This is a genomic window from Neobacillus sp., assembly GCF_031988165.1.
GTDB classification, from domain to species: Bacteria; Bacillota; Bacilli; order Bacillales; family Cytobacillaceae; genus Neobacillus; species Neobacillus rhizosphaerae.
Genome location: NZ_DALZYO010000007.1, coordinates 1 through 24,118 on the forward strand (window position 1 = coordinate 1; position 24,118 = coordinate 24,118).

At 38.5% G+C, this 24,118-nt stretch carries 24 protein-coding genes; 4 read left to right on the top strand and 20 right to left on the bottom strand.

Annotation, left to right across the window (positions count from 1 at the left end; all coding sequences use genetic code 11):
• Positions 1-143: 143 nt before the first annotated feature.
• The 6 genes from RTR43_RS05470 to RTR43_RS05495 all read right to left on the bottom strand — a co-directional run bounded on the left by RTR43_RS05470 (position 144) and on the right by RTR43_RS05495 (position 4,572).
• A complete protein-coding gene (locus tag RTR43_RS05470) occupies positions 144-266 on the bottom strand; it encodes a hypothetical protein (protein WP_312470265.1) in 123 nt (40 codons plus the stop codon).
• Between the two features lie 391 nt (positions 267-657).
• Entirely contained in the window at positions 658-1,110 is a 453-nt protein-coding gene (locus RTR43_RS05475) for an SRPBCC domain-containing protein (protein ID WP_312470440.1), read from the bottom strand.
• A 74-nt stretch (positions 1,111-1,184) separates the two neighbouring features.
• Positions 1,185-2,150 (bottom strand): helix-turn-helix transcriptional regulator, encoded by a 966-nt coding sequence (locus RTR43_RS05480; protein ID WP_312470266.1) that lies wholly within the window; start codon positions 2,148-2,150, stop codon positions 1,185-1,187.
• 181 nt (positions 2,151-2,331) lie between these two features.
• A complete protein-coding gene (locus RTR43_RS05485; RefSeq protein WP_312470267.1) occupies positions 2,332-3,006 on the bottom strand; it encodes a hypothetical protein in 675 nt (224 codons plus the stop codon).
• 136 nt (positions 3,007-3,142) lie between these two features.
• A complete protein-coding gene (locus RTR43_RS05490) occupies positions 3,143-3,817 on the bottom strand; it encodes an MOSC domain-containing protein (protein ID WP_312470269.1) in 675 nt (224 codons plus the stop codon).
• Positions 3,818-3,957: 140 nt separating this feature from the next.
• Positions 3,958-4,572, bottom strand: a complete 615-nt coding sequence (locus RTR43_RS05495) for an FMN-binding negative transcriptional regulator (RefSeq protein WP_312470271.1) — start codon at positions 4,570-4,572, stop codon at positions 3,958-3,960.
• Between the two features lie 205 nt (positions 4,573-4,777).
• Here RTR43_RS05495 and RTR43_RS05500 point away from each other — a divergent pair, with 205 nt between their 5' ends.
• On the top strand, positions 4,778-5,353 hold the full coding sequence (locus RTR43_RS05500; protein ID WP_312470272.1) for a sigma-70 family RNA polymerase sigma factor: 576 nt from the start codon (positions 4,778-4,780) through the stop codon (positions 5,351-5,353).
• Positions 5,343-6,323 carry a hypothetical protein gene (locus RTR43_RS05505; RefSeq protein WP_312470274.1) on the top strand — a complete coding sequence of 327 codons (981 nt, stop codon included), beginning with the start codon at positions 5,343-5,345 and terminating at the stop codon, positions 6,321-6,323. Before RTR43_RS05500 ends, RTR43_RS05505 begins: the two co-directional genes overlap by 11 nt.
• A 304-nt stretch (positions 6,324-6,627) precedes the next feature.
• Here the strand turns inward: RTR43_RS05505 and RTR43_RS05510 are convergent, their stop codons facing one another.
• A complete protein-coding gene (locus tag RTR43_RS05510) occupies positions 6,628-7,503 on the bottom strand; it encodes an SDR family oxidoreductase (protein ID WP_312470275.1) in 876 nt (291 codons plus the stop codon).
• A gap of 107 nt (positions 7,504-7,610) precedes the next feature.
• Here RTR43_RS05510 and RTR43_RS05515 point away from each other — a divergent pair, with 107 nt between their 5' ends.
• Positions 7,611-8,582 (top strand): helix-turn-helix transcriptional regulator, encoded by a 972-nt coding sequence (locus RTR43_RS05515; protein ID WP_312470276.1) that lies wholly within the window; start codon positions 7,611-7,613, stop codon positions 8,580-8,582.
• Between the two features lie 300 nt (positions 8,583-8,882).
• Here RTR43_RS05515 and RTR43_RS05520 read toward each other — a convergent pair whose 3' ends face one another.
• From RTR43_RS05520 to RTR43_RS05545, 6 genes are all read right to left on the bottom strand, one after another.
• Positions 8,883-9,503 carry a response regulator transcription factor gene (locus RTR43_RS05520; RefSeq protein WP_312470277.1) on the bottom strand — a complete coding sequence of 207 codons (621 nt, stop codon included), beginning with the start codon at positions 9,501-9,503 and terminating at the stop codon, positions 8,883-8,885.
• A complete protein-coding gene (locus tag RTR43_RS05525) occupies positions 9,484-10,527 on the bottom strand; it encodes a sensor histidine kinase (protein WP_312470278.1) in 1,044 nt (347 codons plus the stop codon). The genes RTR43_RS05520 and RTR43_RS05525 overlap by 20 nt, the downstream gene beginning before the upstream one ends.
• A gap of 271 nt (positions 10,528-10,798) precedes the next feature.
• Entirely contained in the window at positions 10,799-11,695 is an 897-nt protein-coding gene (gene nrfD / locus RTR43_RS05530; protein WP_312470279.1) for an NrfD/PsrC family molybdoenzyme membrane anchor subunit, read from the bottom strand.
• A gap of 5 nt (positions 11,696-11,700) precedes the next feature.
• On the bottom strand, positions 11,701-12,237 hold the full coding sequence (locus tag RTR43_RS05535) for a 4Fe-4S dicluster domain-containing protein (RefSeq protein WP_312470280.1): 537 nt from the start codon (positions 12,235-12,237) through the stop codon (positions 11,701-11,703).
• Positions 12,237-14,432: a molybdopterin-containing oxidoreductase family protein gene (locus RTR43_RS05540; RefSeq protein ID WP_312470281.1), complete on the bottom strand. Its 2,196-nt coding sequence runs from the start codon at positions 14,430-14,432 to the stop codon at positions 12,237-12,239. Before RTR43_RS05540 ends, RTR43_RS05535 begins: the two co-directional genes overlap by 1 nt.
• Positions 14,433-14,527: 95 nt before the next feature.
• Entirely contained in the window at positions 14,528-15,139 is a 612-nt protein-coding gene (locus tag RTR43_RS05545; RefSeq protein ID WP_312470282.1) for a molecular chaperone TorD family protein, read from the bottom strand.
• Positions 15,140-15,524: 385 nt separating this feature from the next.
• Here RTR43_RS05545 and RTR43_RS05550 point away from each other — a divergent pair, with 385 nt between their 5' ends.
• A complete protein-coding gene (locus RTR43_RS05550; RefSeq protein ID WP_312470283.1) occupies positions 15,525-16,439 on the top strand; it encodes a 4Fe-4S binding protein in 915 nt (304 codons plus the stop codon).
• Between the two features lie 190 nt (positions 16,440-16,629).
• Here the strand turns inward: RTR43_RS05550 and RTR43_RS05555 are convergent, their stop codons facing one another.
• The 7 genes from RTR43_RS05555 to RTR43_RS05580 all read right to left on the bottom strand — a co-directional run bounded on the left by RTR43_RS05555 (position 16,630) and on the right by RTR43_RS05580 (position 24,108).
• On the bottom strand, positions 16,630-17,085 hold the full coding sequence (locus RTR43_RS05555) for an acyl-CoA thioesterase (protein WP_312470284.1): 456 nt from the start codon (positions 17,083-17,085) through the stop codon (positions 16,630-16,632).
• A 102-nt stretch (positions 17,086-17,187) separates the two neighbouring features.
• Complete coding sequence (locus tag RTR43_RS05560; RefSeq protein WP_312470285.1) at positions 17,188-18,111, bottom strand: alpha/beta hydrolase; 924 nt, start codon at positions 18,109-18,111, stop codon at positions 17,188-17,190.
• Positions 18,112-18,159: 48 nt separating this feature from the next.
• Entirely contained in the window at positions 18,160-18,465 is a 306-nt protein-coding gene (locus tag RTR43_RS25620; RefSeq protein ID WP_396954540.1) for a muconolactone Delta-isomerase family protein, read from the bottom strand.
• A gap of 164 nt (positions 18,466-18,629) precedes the next feature.
• The gene (locus tag RTR43_RS05565; RefSeq protein WP_312470286.1) at positions 18,630-19,829 is read right to left on the bottom strand and encodes an acetyl-CoA C-acyltransferase; all 1,200 of its coding nucleotides are present in this window, start codon (positions 19,827-19,829) and stop codon (positions 18,630-18,632) included.
• 40 nt (positions 19,830-19,869) lie between these two features.
• A complete protein-coding gene (locus tag RTR43_RS05570) occupies positions 19,870-21,582 on the bottom strand; it encodes a class I adenylate-forming enzyme family protein (protein WP_312470287.1) in 1,713 nt (570 codons plus the stop codon).
• Positions 21,583-21,679: 97 nt separating this feature from the next.
• A complete protein-coding gene (locus RTR43_RS05575) occupies positions 21,680-23,101 on the bottom strand; it encodes a carotenoid oxygenase family protein (RefSeq protein ID WP_312470289.1) in 1,422 nt (473 codons plus the stop codon).
• Positions 23,098-24,108, bottom strand: coding sequence for an NAD(P)H-dependent flavin oxidoreductase (locus RTR43_RS05580; protein WP_312470290.1), 1,011 nt, complete (start codon positions 24,106-24,108; stop codon positions 23,098-23,100). The genes RTR43_RS05575 and RTR43_RS05580 overlap by 4 nt, the downstream gene beginning before the upstream one ends.
• Positions 24,109-24,118: the final 10 nt, after the last annotated feature.

Genomic DNA, 24,118 nt, shown 5'->3' on the forward strand with positions numbered 1-24,118 from the left:
TCATTGGTTTCCACTTTTTCGTTTTTTCCTCGATTCCGGTCACCAATAGCCTTCATTGGTTTCCACTTTTTCGTTTTTTCCTTGATTCCGGTCACCAATAGCCTTCATTGGTTTCCACTTTTTCGTTTTTTCCTCGATTCCGGTCACCAATAACCTTCATTGGTTTCCACTTTTTCGTTTCCCTCTCGATTTCGGTCACCAATAGTCCTTATTGGTGACCACTTTTTCGTTTCCCCCTCGATTTCGGTAACCAATGTGATCTTCATTGGTTACCACTTTTCGTTTCTTGTCCATTAGAAGCAGTCTAATAAACATTTTTGGTCATCTACCAGTGGATTTTGTCCTTTAGAAGCGCGCTTATAGACATTTTTGCCAGGTGACTTTGATTTTTGTCCCCTATTGACTTTTAGTTTTGAATTAAGGTTTATCCAATCGACTATGATGAAATTAACCATTAACCCCGCCCATACATTAACATTTAGAACTTCTTCTACCATCTTCTCACTCAGTATAAATCTTTCCTGAAGAAAAGTAGAATCAGTACAATAAGAAAAGGGATTGCCAAAACAACCCCTTAGATTATTAAAAACGAACACTCATTTACTTTTTAAGGGAGCCCACTCACGACAATTATTAGCTAATTGCTGGAACACCACTTTAACCTAGATCCAGCGTTTTGCCTGTTTCTACTAATGTTTTTGTATTACTAAGTATCATCCACCATGCCGCATCGCTGTTCTCGTAATGAGGATCACCTTCCTGCCATTGGTCATGAATAAAGGTTAACTTTGTACAAGCACCAACAGGCTCAAGCAAATAGGAAATTCTAGACTCATATTCCTGGTTGTCATCTTTCGTGTACGACTTTCCAGCAAAGTGGGTAAAACGCAGTACTTGATTTGGTACATACTCTAATACATTCCCATAAACATGAACCGTCTCATCACCATCAGCCCCTGGCCCAGCGTATTCCAATAGATCTCCCACTCGAAAAGTTGATCGGATAACGCTACCATAAAATATCTGCTTTGTTCCTTCCGGTGAAATTAATGCCTGCCATACTTCCTCTGGAGTCCCTCCAATATAAAATACATACTTCAGATCCTTCATCATCTATTTCCTCCTAATATTGATTCTTCCTTTACATCATAAACAAACTTCACTGACATATACGGTCAGTGAAGTTAAGAGTCTTGATAATGATTCACTAATTCTGAAGCGACAGTTACCATTCTCTCTTTTAAAAATAATGGTTCTAAGATAGTTATCGCTTTTCCATATGGAAGAAAAAAGTAGGGTACATACGTATTTATCGATTGCTTATCTACCTTAAAATGAGCATGATTTTTCGAACGGTGGGTAAGTGCGTGACCAAATAACCAATGCTGACATAAGTCATCTAGGGCCTGTGCTTGGCCTTCAATATGAATGGAAATCAGTTTTTCAGGCTGGTCTGAGTCTGGCAATAGTCCATTTATCAAAAAAGTACGTGCTGAAAAATTGGCTGGACGAGCAAATTCATCACCTGTTCGAGTTATACTCACAATCCGATTCACACGAAAGCTACGTATTTCAAGGCGCAAGTGACAATATGCGATGACATACCAATTTCCCTTCCAATAAACAAGGCCATAAGGATCAATACTGCGTGATGAGGGGGTACTTTCATTTCCTTTTTGGTACTCCATTAATAGTGTAAAACCTTCTGCCACTGAAACTTCTATTTCTTGGAGAAGTGATTCCAAAGCAGAATTTGCCGGAGGTTGGATTACATCAAATCCTGTCAAATGACGATTGATATATTCCAATTGTTCTGGGTTCGTATACTTTTTCAGCTTTGTGACCGCCCCATTCAAAACCTCGCTAAAGGGATAACCTGCCTCTGAGGCAAAACTTGCCGCATGGATCAGCGCTTTTTGCTCATCTACGTCAAAAAACAGTGGTGCCTTTGTAAAGTCATGGAGCAAACTATAACCCCCATTATGACCTGCATCTGAAATGATTGGAACTCCGCTTGCACATAAGGCATCAATATAACGATATACCGTTCGAATATTGATCTCCAATTCTTCCGCAAGTTGCTTTGCCGTCATTCGCTTTCCTGTCTTGAGCAACCATAGTATTGAAAGCATATTGATAGCTTTGGACATTGGTTATTCAATCCCTTCTACAGAGGCGTGGGTTAGTTCATCGCCTCTTTAATTATTAATAAGTACAGGTGCAAAATTATTATTCTTAAGCTCTATTTTTCTGCAACCTACCGATTGTATATAGTTCTTTCAATTTCCCTATATATTCTTTTAAGAAGGTGACTCCATGGATTCAACTATTCTATTTAATCCATACACGGAGTGGTCCTATCGACTTCCACCCAGATAAATGGGCTGCGGTTAAATTGCCATTGTGTTCATACCCTACCATATATAGACCTGGAAATTCAGTTGATACTATTTTAGCAATATCTCGCCACAAACTTTTATTTTCATAACCTACTGAAAAGACATTGGATATTCCCACAACATTGTCACTCAAATTAGCTATAAATCCTGATATTTCATCGGCTTTCTCGTGAATAAACATTTTCACGTCTTCTCGTTTTAATAAATCTGGTTTTATAATATTTTCCAAGTCACTTGTGATCGTCCATTGCGCTAACTCTTTTTCTGTTGTTATCACGCGCCATCTTGTTTGAATGGGCTCTAAATCTGAAATTGATGCGTGATATATCCATTCTGCCTCAAATAGTATTTTAAAATCAAAAGGTGACAGGTCAAGATTTGCATAGCTATCTTTAATACTAGAAACTTCTCCATTTTCAATAAAATACTTTACTTCTTCAATCGTCGCATTCCTATTTGCCGTAATTATTTCGGGATAAAAAGTTGGTGCCTTCGAAAGCAATCCCCATAAATGTCCTTGTGGAGTTTGGGCTATTCCGTGGGTATCGCATATGATTCCACACCAAGCTATGTTATTTAAAACTGCTTTATCTACTTGGGCATTCATCTTTCATTCTCCTAACATTGGTTGCGCGATCTACCGAGACAGCCATGTCATGACGGTTCAACATTTTTAAATCGCGTCTATGATGTACCTATGCACTCACCAAAACAGTGGGGTCAGTCCACCGCCGCTTGAAAAGTTATCTTTTTTGATGCTTCTCCTTTAAATTAAGGAGAATTCTGCGCCACTGTGCTGCCAGTTCCTCTACATTTAATATTTTCTGAATAGCTTCATCTGTTGGTGATTGCTCATGGAAGAATAAGTGATGAACAGATGAAACTGTTACTTGCTTAGGATGAGAAACCAACTTCTTTATTTGGGAATGGGAAGATATTTTTCCTTCTTTAAGGACGCGAAAAAAATAGCCAGTAAACCCCATATCAATAACGCTTTTTAATAGTAGGTTATTATTATTTCGTTTATTTATAGTAGCACATGGATATCTACCTTGAGAGACTTGTAATACTGCTTCACCTATTTGAAAGACATCCCCTATACAAACTTGATCTTCTTTCATATTTGATACTGTTAGGTTTTCTCCAAATGCTGTCTTCGCTAATGCTTTTCCAAATATACTTTCCCAATGAGCATAATGTTCATATGGATATAAGCAAACAACTCGATCTTGTCCACCATGATAATCCGGATTTGCTACCTCATCGCCTTCAATTTGGTTATAACCAACAAAAAGTTCATCCACTTGTTCTTTCCAGATACCAGATCGAAAATCTTTTCCATTATGAACCAGATTCTTAGGCAAACCTTTGCTTAAATAAATAATTTCTCTTTTGATCATTTTATCTATCTTCTCCATTCGTTTTTTTGTCCTTAATTATCATACATGTATGTTTCTTCATAAACACCTGAGCAAACGCAACGAAGATCCTTTTGCTCCACTTATAAAAGTTTGTTCACCTAACCCCACTATAAAAAATATATAATTCTAGCGTTTTATCACTTCAGTGGAAGGTTTCTCTTCATCAGATTAGCTATTTGTTTATTTTGTTGATCTGAAGTGTTTTCTAGCTGTTTAATAATTAATTCTTGTCGATCAACCAGATGATTTTGACTTAATTTTGTTTTTCCTTCTATTCTTTCAATTTTGATCTTAAAGCCTACGATTCCCCTGCTCATCCCCTCAATGAAGCTGGAATCTACATCTTTTAATTGATAGGAGCTATCGGGCTTTTCATATTTATTTACCATCTCTACTAACGAATCAAATAGTTCCTGTCCCTCCATAACCATCTCCATTTGACCATATACGTGAATCGCAACATAATTCCACGTTGGTACAGCTTTATTTGTTTCGTACCATGATGGAGAAATATAGCAATGGGGACCTTGAAAGATTACAAGAATCTGCTGATTTTCTATATCCTTCCACTGTCCGTTCGGACGGGCAAAATGGCCATATAAAATCCCCTTCTCTTTATCTAAAGTTAAAGGTAGATGAGTGGCGTAAGGTTCTCCATTATGCTGAGAAATCAACGTAGCAAAGCTATTTTTTTCAATAAAGCCATAGATCGTTTCGTCATCATCCATTTTGAAATGTTTAGGTATATACATGTTCCCGCCCCTTTTTCTATTATTATCTTTGAAAGCAACAAACTTCGATTTGTACTATCCTGCACATTAAGCTAAATATTAAAGTGATACAATCATTCTAATGAATTTAAAATTTTTGCACAAATTTACATAAAAATGAACTTTTTTCTCTTATAAAGCGAATATATAGGTGAAAGCTTTCTACCGGTAAAAAGGGGGACCCAGAGTGAAGGAAGATGATTTACAAAAATGGTTGGAGCAAATGGTTGCAGGTGACCAAGAAGCTTTTGAACACATTTATGAAATTACCTGCAAAGATGTGTATCGATCTGTAGCATTTTTTGTTAGTAATAGGCAGGATATCGATGAACTTGTTAATGAAGTTTATATTCAAATGTGGAAATCGCTGCACACTTATGATAAAAACCGCTCATTCCGCTTTTGGTTGCATGGTTTAATAGTAAGACAAGTTAAGGAAGGGCGACGAAAAGCTTGGCGCAGATTTCGCATTATGGAAAAAAATAAAACCTTTCTACAAAAGCAGGATTATGTTGTGGATGGAGAGACCTTGCAGATTGAGTTACAGAGTGAGTTGACAGAAAGAGTGAAAGCATTGTCTTACAAGCATCGTGAAGTGGTGATTTTGCGTTATTTTCATGATTATCGCCTAGATGAAATGTCGCTTTTACTTGAGATACCTATTGGTACAGTAAAGTCTCGTCTACATACTGCTCTGAAGCATTTAAAAAAAGACATGGAAAACATACCGATTGGAAGGGCGGGAAAAATAAATGGATTTTGAAAATCAGTTGCGTGACGAATTGCAGCATGCTGCAGAAAAGATGCTGCCATCGGAACAGCTACAAATGAAAGTAGCAACATCTTTTAGGACATATCGACAAGATAAAATGAAAAGGGGCGGTCCAATGAAAAAGCGTCTAATCGCTGGTTTAGTTGCAGTGGCAGTCTTAGTGCCAACAGGGGTATTTGCAGGACCAACATTGGTAGATAAAATACTTGGAACCCCAAGCGAAGCCAAGGAACAATTTGGTACTGTGGAATCAGAGTACCAAGACTATAATGAACTGTTTGAAGTAGCCAATCAAATTTTTACGAAGGAAGAGTTTGAAAAATTCACTACGGCATGGAAAGAATATATGACGATAAACAAAAAAACGATTGTAGTTGATGGAAAGAGAACGAGTCGAGCTTCATATCGACTTAGTCCAGAAGAATTGAAAAAATATGATAAAGCTTATTTTAAGTTAGAACCTTATTTAAATAGGATTCATAGTAAATTCACGTTCACAGTGGATGAAGCGAAAAAGTTAATGAACTTTCCAGTTAAGTACCCAACCTATATACCTGAAAACTATCAAATCGACACAGAAGAGGTAAGAACTGAAATTACAAGTGGAAAGCCTAAACCGACAATAAATATTACTTATAAAAAAAGTAATGCGGATGAATCCCAAGCTATGGCTTATTGGACATTTACTATCCATTTATCTGAAAATGTCGAAGAAAAACTTGTTTCATTTGAAAATAATATCGATTCATTTGAAGGTGCATCATATGATACACGTACAAATTACAGCCTTGACGGGTGTAGCGTAACCTTAGGTGAGTATAAATACGGAAACAATATTAAGGGAATGAGAGTTATTGTTCCAGCGAAAAATGGTCAAAGTTCCTATCGGATGTTTATTCCACATAGTACATTACCAAAAGAAGAACTTGAAAAAGTATTGATGTCGATGGTGGAAAAGTGATAATCAGGAATCCTCGATGTTCCCTTGATGTTACCTTTTGGGTTTAGTTGATACCTATTGGAGTGCCAGGTAAAAACTATGTAGAGATAGCTGGGGCGTAGTCATGCTTTTGCAATTGACAATTTTTAATGTTTAAAGTGCCATCCATATCCGTCAATGGTATGGGGATGGACACCTTTTTAATAATTAAATCATGGCGAACAGTGCCTGTCACTGTTCGCTATTAACAGCTTAATCCAAAGCCAATTAAATTTTAAATTCTTTTCTCTGACTACTGCTTCTTATAACCGTAGCATTTGTTTCGTTATTTATTTAAAACATTCTCTTCGAAATATTTGCCCCAATCAGGTTGTCTCCCGTCAATATCTTTAAATCCGTATTCTCTTGATAATTCCCATGAACTAAGTGCTTTACCCGTCTTTTCATGTACTTTTGGATCACTTGCTAATTCTACAATGGCTCTTCCGATAAAGAATGGTGTTTCCGAAGCAATGAAATGGGGATCTTTTTTCGCACCTTCTTGCCAATTTTCTTCAGTTACACCAAATAAATCTAACATTGCTTCTGAGCGTAAAAATCCCGGACTAACCGCAACTGCTGTTATATTACGATCTGCTAAATCATGAGACATAGCTTGAGCTAAATGTATGGCCGAAATTTTCGCTAGGCTATAAAATAAATTCCCACGATACTGATAATCCACGCCATCTGTAATTTCAATAACGAGACCCTTCCGATTTCTCACCATTAGAGGAATTCCATAATGACTCGTGATGATGTGAGAATGGATAGCTCTTCTCTGCATAAGTAGCCCATTATCCAGGTCATGTTCCCAGAAAAGGGTGTTCCATTCAGTAAGTGGGTCTCCGCCCCATACATCATTAACTAGAATATCCAGCTGACCGTTTTGTTCCTCCGCAATTTTTTTAAACAGTGCCTTTACATCTTCTTCAACCGTATGATCTACTCTGACAGCTATTCCCTTCCCGCCTTTACTAGTAACAAGCTCTGCTGTTTCTTCTATCGTTTCCGTTCTTCCCATTGAGGATAAGTTTCCTTTAGTACTTCTTCCGGTAACATAAACCGTTGCACCTGCTTCTCCAAGCATCATCGCAATTCCACGCCCAGCCCCTCTGGTTGCTCCGGCAACTACGGCTACTTTTCCTTCTAAACGTTTCATTTACATCATCCTCCAATTTTAAGATAAATTTAGTATAATATTTAATGATGACACCTTTTGTCTTATATTGAATATCTTTTTTAATTATTTTATTTAGGTGGGAAGAAATGCGCGCGGACAGACTGATTTCCATTTTATTATTGCTCCAAAACAAAGGAAAATTGACAACTAAAACATTGGCCAAAGAATTAGAAGTGACTGAACGGACCATTCATCGAGATATGGAAGCATTAAGTGTAGCGGGTATTCCTGTTGTAGCAGACCGGGGAAAATCAGGGGGATGGCGATTACTTGAACAATATCGGACAAATTTAACCGGATTAAAAGCCAATGAAATTAAATCTCTGTTTATTTCACCATCATTTCAGTTGCTTACCGATTTAGGTTTAACAAAGGATTGGCAAGAAGCGCGTCAAAAACTTCTAGCTTCGATTCCAAGCTCCTTACATAAAAACGCAGATGATGTTTGGAGTCGCATCCATGTTGATACAAATGCATGGAGACAGTCTACTGAAAAAATTGAGTCATTTAAAATTTTACAACAAGCGATTTGGGATGAAAAAAAACTACAAATAAAATATGAACGGGCAGATGGGGAATGTGTTGAACGAATTGTTGACCCGTTAGGATTAGTGGCTAAGGGTAGTAGATGGTATTTAATAGCTTCCTCCAACGAGGATTTTCGAAATTACAGAGCTTCAAGAGTGCAGTCGGCAACATTGACGAACGAAAGCTTTTCACGACCTAAGGGCTTTAATTTGGTCCAATATTGGAGGGACTCAACTGAAAAGTTTATTAAAAGCCTGCCAAGATATGAGGTAGAAGTTGAAATATCTCCGTCTATCGTTCAGAGAATAAAGTTTACTGGACGCTTTGTACAATTAATAAAAATGGATTCCCCCTTAGACAATGGATGGATCCCTGCAAATCTGTGCTTTGATACTGAACAAGAGGCGAAAGAATATATTCTAGGTTTTGGAGATCAGATAAGAATCATTCATCCCTACACATTAAAGCAAAATATTTATGATATGGCAAAGGCTTTAGTGAATTTTTATAAGCAAGAAAATGGTAGGTAAATTAAGAATGGTTCTGAAAGTAGGAAAACATTTAAACTTGATGTCCTGACTGATTACTTCAATATGTCCATAGATTATCTACTAGGAAAAAAGGACAAAACTCTCCTTCTATTCTGGAAAAGTTCCTTAAGACTGCTTCTTAAAGACAAAACTCCAAAATTTAAATAGAAACCGCCACTATTTGTGATACGGTTCACTGCACTAACAAATAGTTGAATAGTAGGCGGAATACTTTGGAAGAAAGGAGAAGTTGATGTAAGTGATCCTTATTGATGGCGAGCTGCTCGCCATCAAGTTCTTTTAAAAAACATGATATTCTCTAGCAATTTCTACCCACTCATGGCGCTTGGATGTTTCTAGTTTTTCGCCAATTTTTTGGCGGTGATTTTCAACTGTTCTTACAGAAATCTTAAGTTTTTTCGCGATATCCTTGAGTGAATAACCCCTAACAGAAAGGAAAAATACCTCTTTTTCGCGCTTAGTGATAGGAAGATCCAGCTTAGCCAATGATTCAGGTTCACAGTTATCTCCGATTCCAATGCTATTAAACAACTTATTGCTGGCGAGAATATGATCGAGGGAGCTTATGATGTCCCCTCTATTCAATTGTTTGATTAAATAACCATCTGCTCCAATTTTATATGCTTTTTTCTGAAATCCAATATCGTCGAACATTGAAAAGATGACGATTTTTGCTTCCGGCAGCTGCTTGCGCAGTTTTTCCAGTGTCGCAAATCCATCTAAGCCTCCAGGCATGGATAAATCAAGAAGAATTAGATCTGCGGGAAAGGATTCTACTAGTTTGATAGCTTCATAACCGTCAGATGCAAATTCTACTCTATCTATACAATATGCATGCTGCAAAATCATCGCGAGACCATCCCGGACAATCTCGTGGTCATCAACAATCAGCAGATTCATATTCACTGTCTCCTTCATTTTTATTAATTGAAACAAACCCCTCGACTTTAGTTGGACCACCTTTTTTGCTGATCCATTTTATGGCTCCCCCCAACATTTTGCTTCTCTCATACATATGCTTTAATCCAAGCCCATTACTTTTCTTTGTTTTCACATCAAAGCCAACCCCATTATCATGGATGTGGAAGTAAATATATTGATTGGATGATTTAATATGGATCGAGATAGAAGTAGCATTCCCGTGGCGAACAGCATTGTTAACACCTTCTTGAATGATTCGAAAAAAATGTAACTCCTTCTCTCTTTCAAAGCAATCATTAATTTTTGTGTCCATAATAAACTGAATGTCTATTTTATAAAGCTCTTCCCAATCTTGGACTGCTTCATATAGTGCATCCTTTAAACCAAGATGATCTACGGTTTCTGATCTGAGAATTTTGGATAAGCATTTAATATCATTCAACGTTTTTTCCATACCAGTAATCATTTTAGAGAGATGACTTTCGTATGTTTTATTGTTGACATATGGTTTAATGCCTTCGAGGCCAAGAAATATACTATAGACACTCTGCCCAATGTGGTCATGTAACTCTCGGGCAATCTTTCTTCTCTCAGCCTCCTGAGCAAGCATGGTCTCCTGAACAAGCAGTTCATTAAATTTTGCTTTTTTGCTAATCTCATTTTCCACTGGGCTCCGTAATATAAGAATATAGTAATCTTCATTATTACTGTTCATCTTTTTTAGTGACATTTCAAACTCTTCTTCTATTCCGGAATAAACGGCCATATGAGAATGGAAAAAGGGTACTGGATCTTCGACGGCAAGAATACAGCGATTCTCTCCTTCCTCAATTTCCCTTTGCTGGCAATAAGAACAGTAAGGAACTGAATCACCTATCTTCCATCCGCATATCATTTTTGCAGACTCATTCATGTAATAGATGGTTCTATCTTTGTCCATAATAATAATCCCATTAGGTGCATAGTTGATAATTTCTTCAAAGAAATGTTCAGGGAATTTCATTTTGCGTCCTCTTTCTCATGTGTTACTTCTATTGTAGCGTTTTTTTTTTTGTCTTTTTTCGAAAGAAATGAAATATAGATGAACTATTTATTATAAAAGCAAAAGGCGCCCAACTTCGGCACCCAGAACAAGACCGATTGGCTTGTGATCTAGGTGCCGATGGCGCCTCCTCAAAAAAACTATTGATTTCCCTTTGTAATATGCTAATGCTGACGAAGCCTTCCTTGTGGAACGGGACAATTCTCAAGGTCGATTAATATAAAATCTGATTCTATAAAAATGCTATAGGTACAGCTGCTGCAAGAATCAGAAAGCGGAGAGTAAAGCCTCCAATAAGTACTGACGTTTCTGTTACAAGTGTCCCGGCAATACTATGTGAACCAGCGGCGGCTACTTGGAGTCCTTCATTTGTTTGGGACATCTTCCTTGCATTTATAAGTTCTAATGATTCGACTATGATTGGCAACAATAGACCCACCGCAACAAGAGCAATCCAGAATATCATGCTATACTCACCATATACTAAAGATGCAACAGATTCAGCCGCAGCTTCATTGGATGTTGAAGTAATTAGAAACATTGTGAAGATGAGAAACACTTCAACTGCCAGCAATGACAAGTGAATTTTTTTCACCGATGTAACCTGATGTACGACCTGTTTATTCACGATGCCTGAAACAAGCAATGTACCTGCAATACCTGTCGATAAGGCAGAGACTACAAAGAGAATCGGAAGGATGCCCGTGTTCCATAGTGGAACTGTTGCTATTACTCCTATTAAAAATCCAGTGTACATAGCTGTTCCAATTGCAAATACAACTCCGATGAACTCGACCCATTTATTCACATCTTTTTTTAGCAACTCCATCAAGGCAACATAAAAGCCTGCGAGCATAAAGAAAGAAATAAAGTAGGTTCCGATTGTCATAACTGAACTAAAATTGGTGAATAAGTATATGAACCTAAGTGGGTTCTTAAGACCTGCTTCCGCATCGACAATTAATAAAAGCAGGCCTATTCCCATTAATACTGGACTAATGAATCTTCCTGTCATTCTAACAGTAACAGCTTTCGGGTATTTACGGGATATATAAGAAGAGGTTAAAAATGCACCCGCACTTAAACCCGCCAAAAATAAATAGGCTGCTATAGTTGTTCCCCAAACCATTCTCCTCACCTCACATAATATATTTTTGTTTTACCTAAATCTTGCCTTAATGGCTTCGCGTTGTACTTAATAATTGCTTTTGATATTTCACTATTAGGATCATCCAGATCACCAAATATTCTTGCAGTACTAATACAAGTACTGACACATGCTGGCTGTTTACCTTCTGCTACTAGGTCAACACAGAAACGGCATTTTTCCACAACACCGGTCAAATGGTCTTGTGTTCTAGCTTGATATGGACAAGCAACCATACAGTATTTACAACCAATACATTTTTCTGGATCAACCAGGACAATCCCCTCTTCGGTTGTGTAGGTCGCTTTTGTAGGGCATACACTTTCACAAGGAGCATCTTCACAGTGCTGACACTGCACTGGGATGATTTCATTTTTTACATTTGGAAATACCCCTGTTTCTATTTCATGAAATTTAATGAAACTGACCTCCACTGGAAGTTCATTTTGCATCTGACAGCAAACACGGCAGGCATAACAGCCGACGCATTTTCTAGTATCAATCATCATTCCATATCGTGCCATCAGCCCTTCACCTTCCTAACTTTAACGATTACTTCTTGCATATTTCCTGCACCGCTCCTTGCCTCGAAATCAAATGGCACATGTTCCATATAACCAAAGCCAACTCCTACTGCCGTCTTCTGATATGGGGATGTAATCCCATAATGACTTGGCACAAAAATGGCTTCAGGATGGATCCTTTCTGTCACTTTTACTCTGATTTTACTAACAGCCTCGCTTGACTTTACCTCAACCAGATCTCCATCCTTGATTCCAAGATCTTTTGCACGAACTGGATTCATCCAAATTCTTTCAAGATCATAATCCTTTGTTATTTGCATCAAAATAGGCGTATTCGCTGTTTGTGTATGGCTATGAATCGCCTGTTTTCCTGTGATCAAACGGAATGAATCCTCTTTCGGGCTGACCTTCGGTTCACCCCATTTTACAATTGGTGAGAAGCCTGCCTCTTTAAATTTTTCACTATAGAATTCCACTTTTTTAGATGGTGTTTTTAACTCAGGCATTTTCCCAAGCTCAACCGTCATATCTGGAAACATTATCGTTCCTTTTTGTCTCAATTGCTGATAGGTAATTCCAGTTGGAGCAAGCATTGCTTCATTCAATTCATCAAGGCTAAAGTTGAAAAATTGACTAAATCCACAAGCTTTTGCAAGCTCTGAATAGATCTGGTGGATTGGTTTAGTTTCTGGATGGACTTTTTCAACCATCTGCTGTCTTAAGGCTATTCCTGGTATCTTACCAGATAAACTCTCAATCGCTTCATCACGTTCAATATATGTCACATCAGGAAGGATATAATCTGAAAGTAATGCCGTTTCAGACATCTGAACATCGATTGTGACAATAAGGTCCATCTTGGAAAAAGCCTTTTTCATGTATTTTGGATTTCCATAACCTAGCGCTGGATTGGCATGGTGAAAAATAGCAGCTTTCATCTTGCCTTCCATAGCATTTTTGGCCACAATCGTTGCTACACCTTGTTCTTCAACGGCAAGTGGAAACTCCTCCTGTCCCGCTTTTTTGAGTTCAGGTTTTTTAGGGCTAGGATATTTAGCAGGATCAAGCGCACCTAAATGTGGTTTTGTTCCAATAATACTGCCTCCCTGTTGTTGTATGTTTCCAAGCATCGCATTAAATAAGGCAACCGCACGCCCAGTTTCTGTACTATTTTCATAGTTACAGCCAAAAGCGCCCCGCCAAGACTGTTCAATTAATGCTTTTGGCTTTGCTTTCCCCATATCAGTAGCTATTCTAGTAATCGTATCAGCGCTAATGCCAGTTAATTTTTCAGCCCATTCTGGGGTATAATTTTCAAGTTCCTTTGCGTATTCTTCAAAGCCAATGGAATAATTATTAATAAATTCAGTATCGTAAAGATTTTGTTTGATTAATAAATGTGACATAGCCAGAACAAGCGCAAGGTCAGTACCAGGGCGTATCGCTAGCCATTCATTTGCCAAGTTCCCGGTGTTGTTTAGTCGTGGGTCTACAATGACAATTTTTGCTCCCTTTTCTTTTGCATCAGCAAGTGACTGTACTGAGCTTGGCCGGATTGCGTCTCCGTAGCTTCTTCCAATAAACATTATATATTTTGCAGAGCCGATATCTGCGCTTGTTGCCGTAACACCTAAAGTGTGCAGGAAGCCTGAATCACGAGAATTGGAACAAATTACATGGTGGGTATAGTAGTTGGGTGAGCCAAGAGCTTGAATAAATCTTGGTGAGTAAAACTTTCCTGTGGCCCTTGGATCCTCTGTTAATGATACAACTCCAGGTCCATTTTCCTTAATGATTGTATTTAGTTTATCTGCAATTTCCTTATATGCCTGATCCCAGGAAATTGGTTCGAATTTTCCTTCACCGACTCTCTTAAGTGGTTGTGTCAAACGCTCCTTTGAATAAACAAGAGTTGCATAACCATGGCCTCTAGCACATAATTTTCCTTTTGAAGAAGGATGGTCGGGGTGTCCTGTTAATTTCCAGAGACGGCCATTTTTTATGTGACCAATGATCCCGCATTTACTTGAACAGCCATTGCAAGTACTGGCTATTTCTTTAATTTCTGTTTTTCCACTTGCTTTCACATACTTACTTGACCAATTTTGAAAGCTTGCTGTTCCGGCTGATACTAATACAGTTGTTGCAGCAGATGCCTTAATAAAGCCCCGCCTTGATAATTTTGAATCAAGCATATTCGCCATATCCTCCTTAATGTTTTAATAAATCTGTTTAGAAAAAGCTCAAGCTTTAATTCTTGACCGGATTCCTAATCGTAAAAATATTGTTTTCAATATCTGTATATGGAAGTAAGCTTATTTAACATTTGCTGAAGAAATCGAGTTACCTGAAGGTAAAAATGATTTCCCTCCAATTCCTCAAGTCTAAGAGCAAATTCGTCCAGCCAGTCAAAATGATCAGCCAGAAACTGTTTAATCAATTCTGCTTTCGCATTTAAAAGAAAAAATGCTAATAATTCGAGCAGTATCGCAAGATGATCGGGCATATTCCTATAATTTTCAGGAATTTCGATTTCAAATTCTTCTAAGATAAAACGAATATGGAGGGCAGAATCTCCAACAAGATATCCTTTACTCCTTGCAAATGGCAGGTTGCACGTACGATCTGCAGTCCATTCCTTATAAATTGACTCGACAGGTAGTGCAGGTCCACCAAGGCTTTCCGCGTATATTTGTTGCATTTGTTTTAATCCAGTAGGGATATCTGTTATTTCTACTAAACTGTTAGATTCATACCATTCAGATGCATCCCCCCTAAGCTCATCTAAAAGTTGATGGCAAGAGAAATCTTCCCAGATGTCGGATTCCGGAAACTTGTAGAGGTCAGCAAGTATAGAAAAAATCCTAGAAGCTGACTGCTTTTGATCTAGTATTGTGCCCAAAATTCCACCCCTTTTTGAACCAGTGATTCTATTTTTACTATAGGAAAGATAACTTTGTGAAACAATATACAATCTGTGGATTTTGTTTCCATTCTTATGAGGGATTTCACCTATTATTTGTTTCGAGAAAATCTTTCACTCAGTGACAAATTCACTAAAAACCTCAATAATACAGCACGATTGCTAACCTCTTTCTCATTTTCCTCCACTGTAAAATATGGACAATTTGTTACACTTATTTGGACAAGCTGGTAACTTCAGAGAATTAATAGGGTTTTAGAGTTAAAATTAGAAATACGTGGAAGTGCCCGAACTTAAGCCTATGTCCATAATCGGTGACGTTGGCTTTTTATCTTTATAAATAGAAATGTAAGAGGGTGACGAGATGTCGTTATTGACATACTGGCTTGAAAGTCTTACCTATGAACTGAGTGCTGCGGAAAATTGCCTTCGAAAAATTAGTCCGTTCAGTACTTGTACTATTTGCCAAGAAAGCTGTGAGGCACAGGCAATAACATATACTAAAGGAAGTCCGATCATCGACCACAAAGTTTGTAATGGTTGCGGATGCTGTATTACCATTTGCCCTGTTCAGGCGCTACAAGGGCAATCACCGGTAAGGAATACCATAAATGATGTATTAATTCTAGATATTGGACCGCTTCCGACAGAAACGGAGCTACTCCACTTATATAAATGTGGAATCCGAAAGATCTCTGTTACCATGCCTGACACTAAAGTGACAGAGATCATTGATAAAACAAACACTCTCTTAGGTAAGATGAACATGGAGCCATTCGTATTAGTTCCAACACCAGATCCTGCTATTCGTGATACTCCAACACTTACAAGACGGGATTTGTTTAGTAAACTCACATTTGAAAGCAAAAAGCTTGCACTAACCACCGTTGCACCGGCTAAATGGCATTTTAATCAAGATAAATTCAGACGCTCAAACATGTTTGAAGGCTGGTCATTTTTCTCGATTCTTCTAAATATTGAGGCTTGTACACTTTGTGAAGCCTGTTTTCGGTTATGCCCCGGGCAAGTATTTTCAATCAAAGGAAATAACCTTAACATCGATAGTGAGAAATGCTTAGACTGTTTACTCTGTTTTGATGTTTGCCGAAATGATGCGATAAAGGTGGAGTCGAATGTCCAAACATCTAAGATAGAAACCTTCTCTATTGTTCATTGCAAATGTGAAACCTGCGGCGGTGATTTTCTTAGTTGGACGGACGAGGAAATATGTAAAAGTTGTGAAAGCAGTAAGAAAAACAATATCCTGAACTTTTTATAAAAATTATCAATGGCAATTCTATGAATCTATAAACCAATACATTTGAACGAGAAAACAGAATTTATTTCTTTAAACTTAGATAACTTGTTAAAAAAAGCTTCCACATACTGAATTCAGTACATGGAAGCTTTTTCTTAATGATCATTATCTTAAAAGACAAAAGGATTCGGTGAATGTGTATATCGACCTTTTAAACTAGATCGAATTTTTCTCTCATTCCGATCTCTTTGCGAATATATTCTGGAATGAGAGTACTTTGTTTCGTTTTTTTATCCATGATCACTAATGCTCCACGTCCTGTAGCAACTAGTTTTTGATCAACTGAGGATTTGATGTAATATTCCAAGTCAATGGATTTATTACCAAGCTTTGCTGCTCGTACTCCGACTACAAGAGTACTTGGAAAGAAGGCCTCCCCGTGGAAGTGGCACAATAAGTCGGCAGTAACCGCCCTTACATCCCCTTGATAAAAGCCTAGACTATTTAAGTATTCTGTTCTCGCCTGTTCAAAATACACGAAGTAACTCGTATTATTAACATGACCTGACATATCCGTCTCACTTAAACGAACTTTGATTTCTGTTGTAAAATGGAATCGATTTAACCACTCATCTAAGCTTGGCTCAATATAGGTGGCTCTAGCCATACGAACCCTCCTCTAAGAAAAGCGCTGGGGCGCTTGTGCTAGACAATTCTCGAAGTCAAATTTTATATCCTCTTATATTCTGAAAAGTGCAAACGCCTTATATTAAATCGTAATCTTTGATTCTTTTAAATGCATTGTAAACCAATGAGCAGCTGCCTTGCTGGCTTCTGAAAACGTCTCCCCATTATAGACATCAAAATGCCCTCCATGAAGCTTTAAGATTTCTTTCGGTTCTTTCGCCCTCGTTTCAAATGCTTCAATTGCCATATCTGGCGGGGTTATTTTGTCATCCATCGCTACGATCATAAGCAATGGCGTCGGGGAAATCAAATCGATTAAGCCAGCAGGATTGTACTCTAAATAGTTTTCCATTGATTGAAATGTAATTTTGTTCTCCCAATTTGGAGCTACCGCTTCTTTCGTATTCGTAAACCATTTGTAGCATTCAGGATGTGGCTGTGCTGCTTGCGTTCCATCATTCGCGACAACATTGATATATTGTTGTACACCATTATGATAGCGAGATTCGCGATCATCGATTAATTGTTGAATGAGAGCCTTCATCTTTTCAGGACCATTTTTCCGCTTAGCACCTCGCCAGCCATTAATTGTTGGAACTTGTGATACGACGGCTTTCACCCTTTTATCGATGGCGGCAATGTGAAGTACATGCCCTCCACTATATGAAGTTCCCCAAATTCCAATTTTCTCTTTATCGATTTGTGGCAAAGCAGACATCCAGCTAATCGCATTTCTGTAATCCTTAATTTGTTCAAGCGGATCCAGATGCTGCCGATTGTCACCCTCACTTTCCCCAAAATTACGGTAATCAAACACTAAAACAGCTAGTCCTTCTTCGCAAAATACTTCCGCATAACGGTTTAAATAGGCTTCTTTTACTAAACTAAATCCGTGAGCCATAACGACGGCAGGTACTTGATATAATTTAGAAGCATGTTCAGGTAAATAAAGCCAGCCTTTGCATAAAAATCCTTCACTTTGAAAAGCAATATTTTGTCTTACCATAATCATTAGCTCCTCTCAATTAACCTGATGTATTTGTAGAAATTGATCCTATTTCCAACGATTCTGGACATCTATCGCAAAATCCTGATATGGACGAATAGGGAGCATTTCCTCTATCTCGACATACTCTGACAATGGTAAACCGGACATGAAGGTTTGATCCAGGTCAGCATGAGATGAAGCATCGTAAATTAAAACGACCTTTCTTTGTCCGGAAATCTTATAGGCACCAACGATTTTCTTTCGCTCGATCGCTTTAAGGCATATTTTTGCTTCTGCCTCCCATTTTTCCCATAACTCATCTAAGGAAAGATCCTTTTGAGTAACTGAAGCTTTTATTAAAAATAAAATGATGAAATCCCCCTTACTTCACTTCTGCATTTTTATAGAGTTCCGTTAATTTCCGCTTCAAAATTTTTCCCACCCCATTACGTGGAAGCTGATCGACAAACACTACTTGTTTCGGAGTTTTGTATTCTATTCACATTTTTTCAGCACCATTGGTGCAATGATCCCTACTAAACTCTTTCTATAATAAGGGCAGTACCGATACCTGCTCCCCCACTAATGGCAACAAGTCCACGTTTCTTATTACGCCTTTCCAACTCGTCCAACAACGTACAGATAAGCATTCCACCAGTTGCACCGAGCGCATGCCCCATAGCAATCACACCACCATTTGGATTAAGCTTATTTCGACCAATTTCAAAATCTCGTTGGAACTTTAACACCGTGGCCGCAAAAGCTTCATTAAACTCAAACAAATCAATATCCTCTATATTTAATCCTGATTTTTTCAGAACAACTTCTGCTGCTTTTTGCCCTCCCCCTAACAAAAAGGGGTGATCCGCTTCGTTTGCAGAAGCCACGATTCTCGCTCTCGGTGTTAAACCTAGCTCTTCTCCTTTTTCTCTAGAACCGATTATGGCTAAAGATGCCCCGTCCGCTAATGAAGGGGAATTCCCAGCATGATGAACATGATTAATATCACCTAATTGAGGAAAGTGTTGTTTGATCGCCTCTTTCAATTCTCTAACATGTTTTTCAGAAAACGAAGGCTGTATAGTTGCTAGTTTGCTCATCGAAATATCTGGTCGAACGAGTTCATCCTTTTCAAGGAGCGGCTGATGATTTTGATCCAAGACAGTGATTAATGAACAATTGAAAAAGCCTTGCTTATAAGCATTTTGTGCACGTTCATGTGATTCATAAGCATATTGGTCAAGCTCCTCACGATTCATTCCTGATAATGATGCCATAATATCGGCAGATACGCCCATATGAAGAAAATTCGTTTTTTCCCTGACTTCAGGATCGGAAAACCAAGATCCATCATCTGAAAACATCGGAACCCTTGAGGAGGATTCAACACCACCTGCAATGACAAGATCATCCATGCCAGCTTTCACTTTTGCAGCAGCAATTAGAACAGCGTCTAAGCCTGAAGCACAATAGCGATTGACCGTTATACCGGGAATGGTACTCGGAAGTCCCGTATATAATGCCGCCACCTTTGCAATATTGGCTCCTTGTTCTCGAACTTGAGTGACACAGCCTAAGATAATATCCTTCACTTCCGCCAAGCTCAATTCATTCCTTGTTTCAAGTGCATGAAACAGTTGTGAAACGTAATTGATTGGATTCACCTCAAGTAATGAACCAGATTTCTTCGCTGCCCCACGTGGTGTCCGCACCGTATCAAAAATAAATGCCTCCATCTCTTATCTCACCTTCCTAAACATCTAAATGAAAAACATCCTAATTAACTAGTTCAATCTTTACCGTCTCACGCAGATGATTCTTCATGATTTTTCCCACAGGATTTCGAGGCAGCTGCTTTAAAAGGACTAATCGCTCAGGTAATTTGTAAGAAGCAATTTTTTTCTCTTTTAAAAATTCCACGATTTCCTCGAGCTTGATTTCTATAGACTCTCTTGAAACAATACAGGCACAAATATTCTCGCCCATAATGGGATCTGGATAAGAAACAACTGCAACCTCTTCAACCTTTGGATGACCTTGGATCAATCCTTCCAACTCCTCAGGTGATATTTTTAGTCCTCCACGGTTGATCACATCCTTCACCCTTCCAACTACCCGATAATATTGAAATTGATCTTGATCCCCTGCTATCTCAAATAAATCCCCTGTACAAAAAAATCCATCTTGATCAAACGAGGCTTGATTGGTTTCTTCTGCTTTCCAATAGCCTGCAAATACACTAGCCCCTCTAAGACATAGCTCTCCAGGGTGATAAGGTTCTGTAATTTCCTCTCCTGTCTCCAAATCGACAATTTTGCTTTCAATTCTTTCAGATATTCGATTGTTCCAGCTAATTCCCTTAACACCGAATCTAGGAAAATATTTGGAACGCATTTCTGGATTAGGAATATCGTTCGGACTGCTCAAAAATGCAGCACCTTCATTGGATCCAAAGTAATTGATAATCTCTACCCCGTACTTTTCTTTCCAGCCAGCGATCATCCAGGCAGACAAAGGAGCGGAGCCTGTTCCAACAACCCTTAATGAACGAATGTCCTTATCGCTCAAAAAGGCTTGATTTTTTAACATCATATTTAATAATGCTGGTGGAATTAAGGTGTATGTTATTTTCTCCTGTTCAACTTGTTGAAGAAATGTAGTTAAATCGAAGGGATGATGCAAAACGAGTTTTCCTCCTGATAATAGCCAAGGAACAAGCATTCCACCGATTCCAGCCATATTAACCATCGGAAATGTGAGTAAAATGTGGTCATCTTCTTTTAATTGAGCGGCATCAACCGTTGCATAAGCACTGATAAACCATTCATTATGACTTCTCGGTACACCCTTTGGTTTCCCCTCCGTTCCAGATGTCCAGCAAATCGTGAAAATATCGTTTGCTGTCATTTCAATTGTTTTACGATAGGCTTTCACTCTTTCAAACGTTGAACTTGTTTTTTCTGTATGAATCGAAATTGCACCTTCAGGAACATGGTCCCCAAATACAAAAAGATGTTGAACAGATGGGGCTTGCTCTTTTATTTTTGTATACATCGATGCATATTCGCGGTTATTGATTTTCTCCATCGTAATAACCGCTTTTGCACCTAAAGTTTTCAGTAGCTGCAAACATTCAAATTCACGATATTGAACAGGAAACGGACTTGATATTGCCCCAATTCGTAAAACGGCTAAATAAGTGACAACAATTTCCACTACATTGGGTAATTGAATCGCAACAATATCATCCTTCCCAATGCCATGAGCAATTAGGATTTCTGCTAAAGCATTAACTCTATTATCCAATTCTTTATAGGTTAATCTAAGCATAGGTCCTCCACATAATGAACCACGGTTAATCGGATCAACAATAGCTTCCTTGCCTGGCCATTTTTCAACAAGCTGAAGAAAATAATCCTCGATGGTAACCGTTCCCCACCACCCTTTTTCCATATACTCTCTAATTCGCTCAACTGATGATAGAATCATATTTTTGCAATCCTCCTTATCAATAATTTGCTTGTAAAGAAAGGCTCACTTCTCTCTTTTTCACAAGGTAAAGTGAGCATCTTAAAATGGCACCTTATTAAGTAAATAACTTTTCTCCATTAATCCATGTAGCGTGGAACCCCATTGGAATTCTTTGCGGTATATGGAGTCTTGCAATTGGTCCAAGCTCAAATTGTGCAGCATCTAAAATGATGAGTTCAGATTTATCTTCTCGCTGATCATAGACATATGTCACAACATAGCCATCATCCTCGTTTTTAGCATTTGGTTTCGGTGCATAGGCGGCCTCCGTCCCGTAACGACCTTCTCCAAACATATATTTCTTGGATTGCCCCGTCCAAGTATCGTATTTGACCAGACCATCAAACTTAAGCGTTTCACGAGAATCGATATGAACATTGTAGGAATAACGTGATTTCTGCCCAATATAATCAAGATTGATAATTGGAAACTCGGTGTTCATATCACATAGCTCACCTTCTTTAACTGCACCTGTTTTCAAATTAAAGCGCCAGTAATGGAGCTGTGCGTCTAGACGCAGAAAGGCTAGCATTCTTTCGATTGGCCCGTCTTCTTTTGAACTTGAAGGACAAGGATCTTTTACCCGACAAGCCGTTAATACAATCTCATCATCTTCTTCCCAAGCATTAATAGCATGGTAAATATAGCAAGGACTTGCTTCAAACCAACGAATGGTATCTGCTCCACCATACCGTGGGATAATGCCGAAACGGCTTGGCAAATCGCGGAAAAACTTAACACTATATCTTCCTTTTTTCACTGATTCAGGATCATTGAATAACGGCAAATCCATCAAGATCGAATAATTTTTCGTAATCGCCATATCATGCGGCAAGCGTGGTCCCGGAAGCTCAATTGGAGCACAGTGGGTGAGCTCTCCTGTTGCAGAGGCTACGCCATACATCATATACGGATACACATTTCCATAATCGAAGAAGATAAACTCACCTGTTGCTTCATCCACTTTTGAATGAGCTGAGACGTTGCAAGTAAGCTGCCCGCCAAAATCCTCTACTCCTATTGTTTCCAATGTTTTCGCATCGACTTTATATGGCTGGCCAGATCTATACCAAAGCGTAAGCAAGTTATTATTGTGGAAAATGACGTCAGTATTCGATGTATTCTTTTCTTTTTCAAAAAATGGATTGTGTTTTTGATTTTCCATTAATCCTGCCCATAAAGTTTTTCCTTCTATTGCTTCATGCTGGAATGCCTTTGTGTGAACATATCGATTTCGATAGCTACCTTTCCCATTTTCAAAATAAACAGCATGAAGCATTCCGTCTCCATCAAACCAATGGTAGCGCCCGTTTGGTTCATGTTTAGGATTAGGACCATTTCGAACGTATGCACCATAAATATCGTTTGGAACCTTCCCCTCAATTACTGTTAACTCATCAACATAAATTTCTTTTTCAATCGGACTGTATAGCTTTTCATAAAAATAGGGATTTTGAAGGTTTTTTGTTTCAATCATAAAATAGCTTCCTCCTCACTTTTCATATTTGATTGAATCCATTTATTTGGTTGAAGCGAATTTGAATAAGCCTTACTGTATTGCTGTTTAAGCTCTTGAATGATTTCTTGTGCCGATTGGAGTTTTGTAATGGTATCAACTCCTTGTCCAGCTGACCATACGTCTCTCCATGCTTTTGTTTCACCTAGTGGATTATCAAAGTTTACTTTCTTTTTAGAGGTTAGATTAGTAACATCGTAGCCTGCTCTTTCAATACTTTGCCGCAGCATATTGGCATGAACACCAGTAAACGCGTTTGTTTGGATAATATCCTCATGAGTTGCTTCAATTAGCATTTGCTTGTAAAGGTCCTGTGCCATACTCTCACTAGCGGCAATGAACTTCGTCCCCATATACACGAGGTCTGCTCCTAATATTTGTGCAGCCAAAATGCTTTTCCCAGTAGAAATTCCTCCTGCCAACACAATTATTCCATCCCAAAATTCTCGAACTGCATCTACAAAAGCAAAGCCAGTAACTGATCCAGTGTGTCCCCCTGCCCCTGAGCTAACTAAAACTAAACCATCTACACCAGCCTGCGCTGCTTTTTTGGCATATTTAACAGAATTCACATCCGCAAACACAAGTCCTCCATATGAATGAACAGTTTCAATCACTGGGATCGGGCTTCCTAATGCAGTAATCACAATGGGTGGCTTATATTTTTTAAGTAGAGCGAGTTCCTCCTGCAGACGACTGTAGCTTCGATGTGCGACAATATTTGCTGCCCACGGAGCTACTTTTTTCTCTGGATGTTTTTCTTTATATTCCTTTAACTCAATGGTCAAACGGTTCATCCATTCCTCAAGAATATCGATTGAACGTGCATTTGGTGCAGGGAAAGAACTAATTACCCCATTTTTACAACAGCTTGAGACAAGCTCTGGTCCTGATACTAAAAACATCGGTGCAGCAATAATGGGCAAAGTAGTGTTTTCAGTCAACCATTTAGGGAGCCTTTTACTCATAGTGGTCACT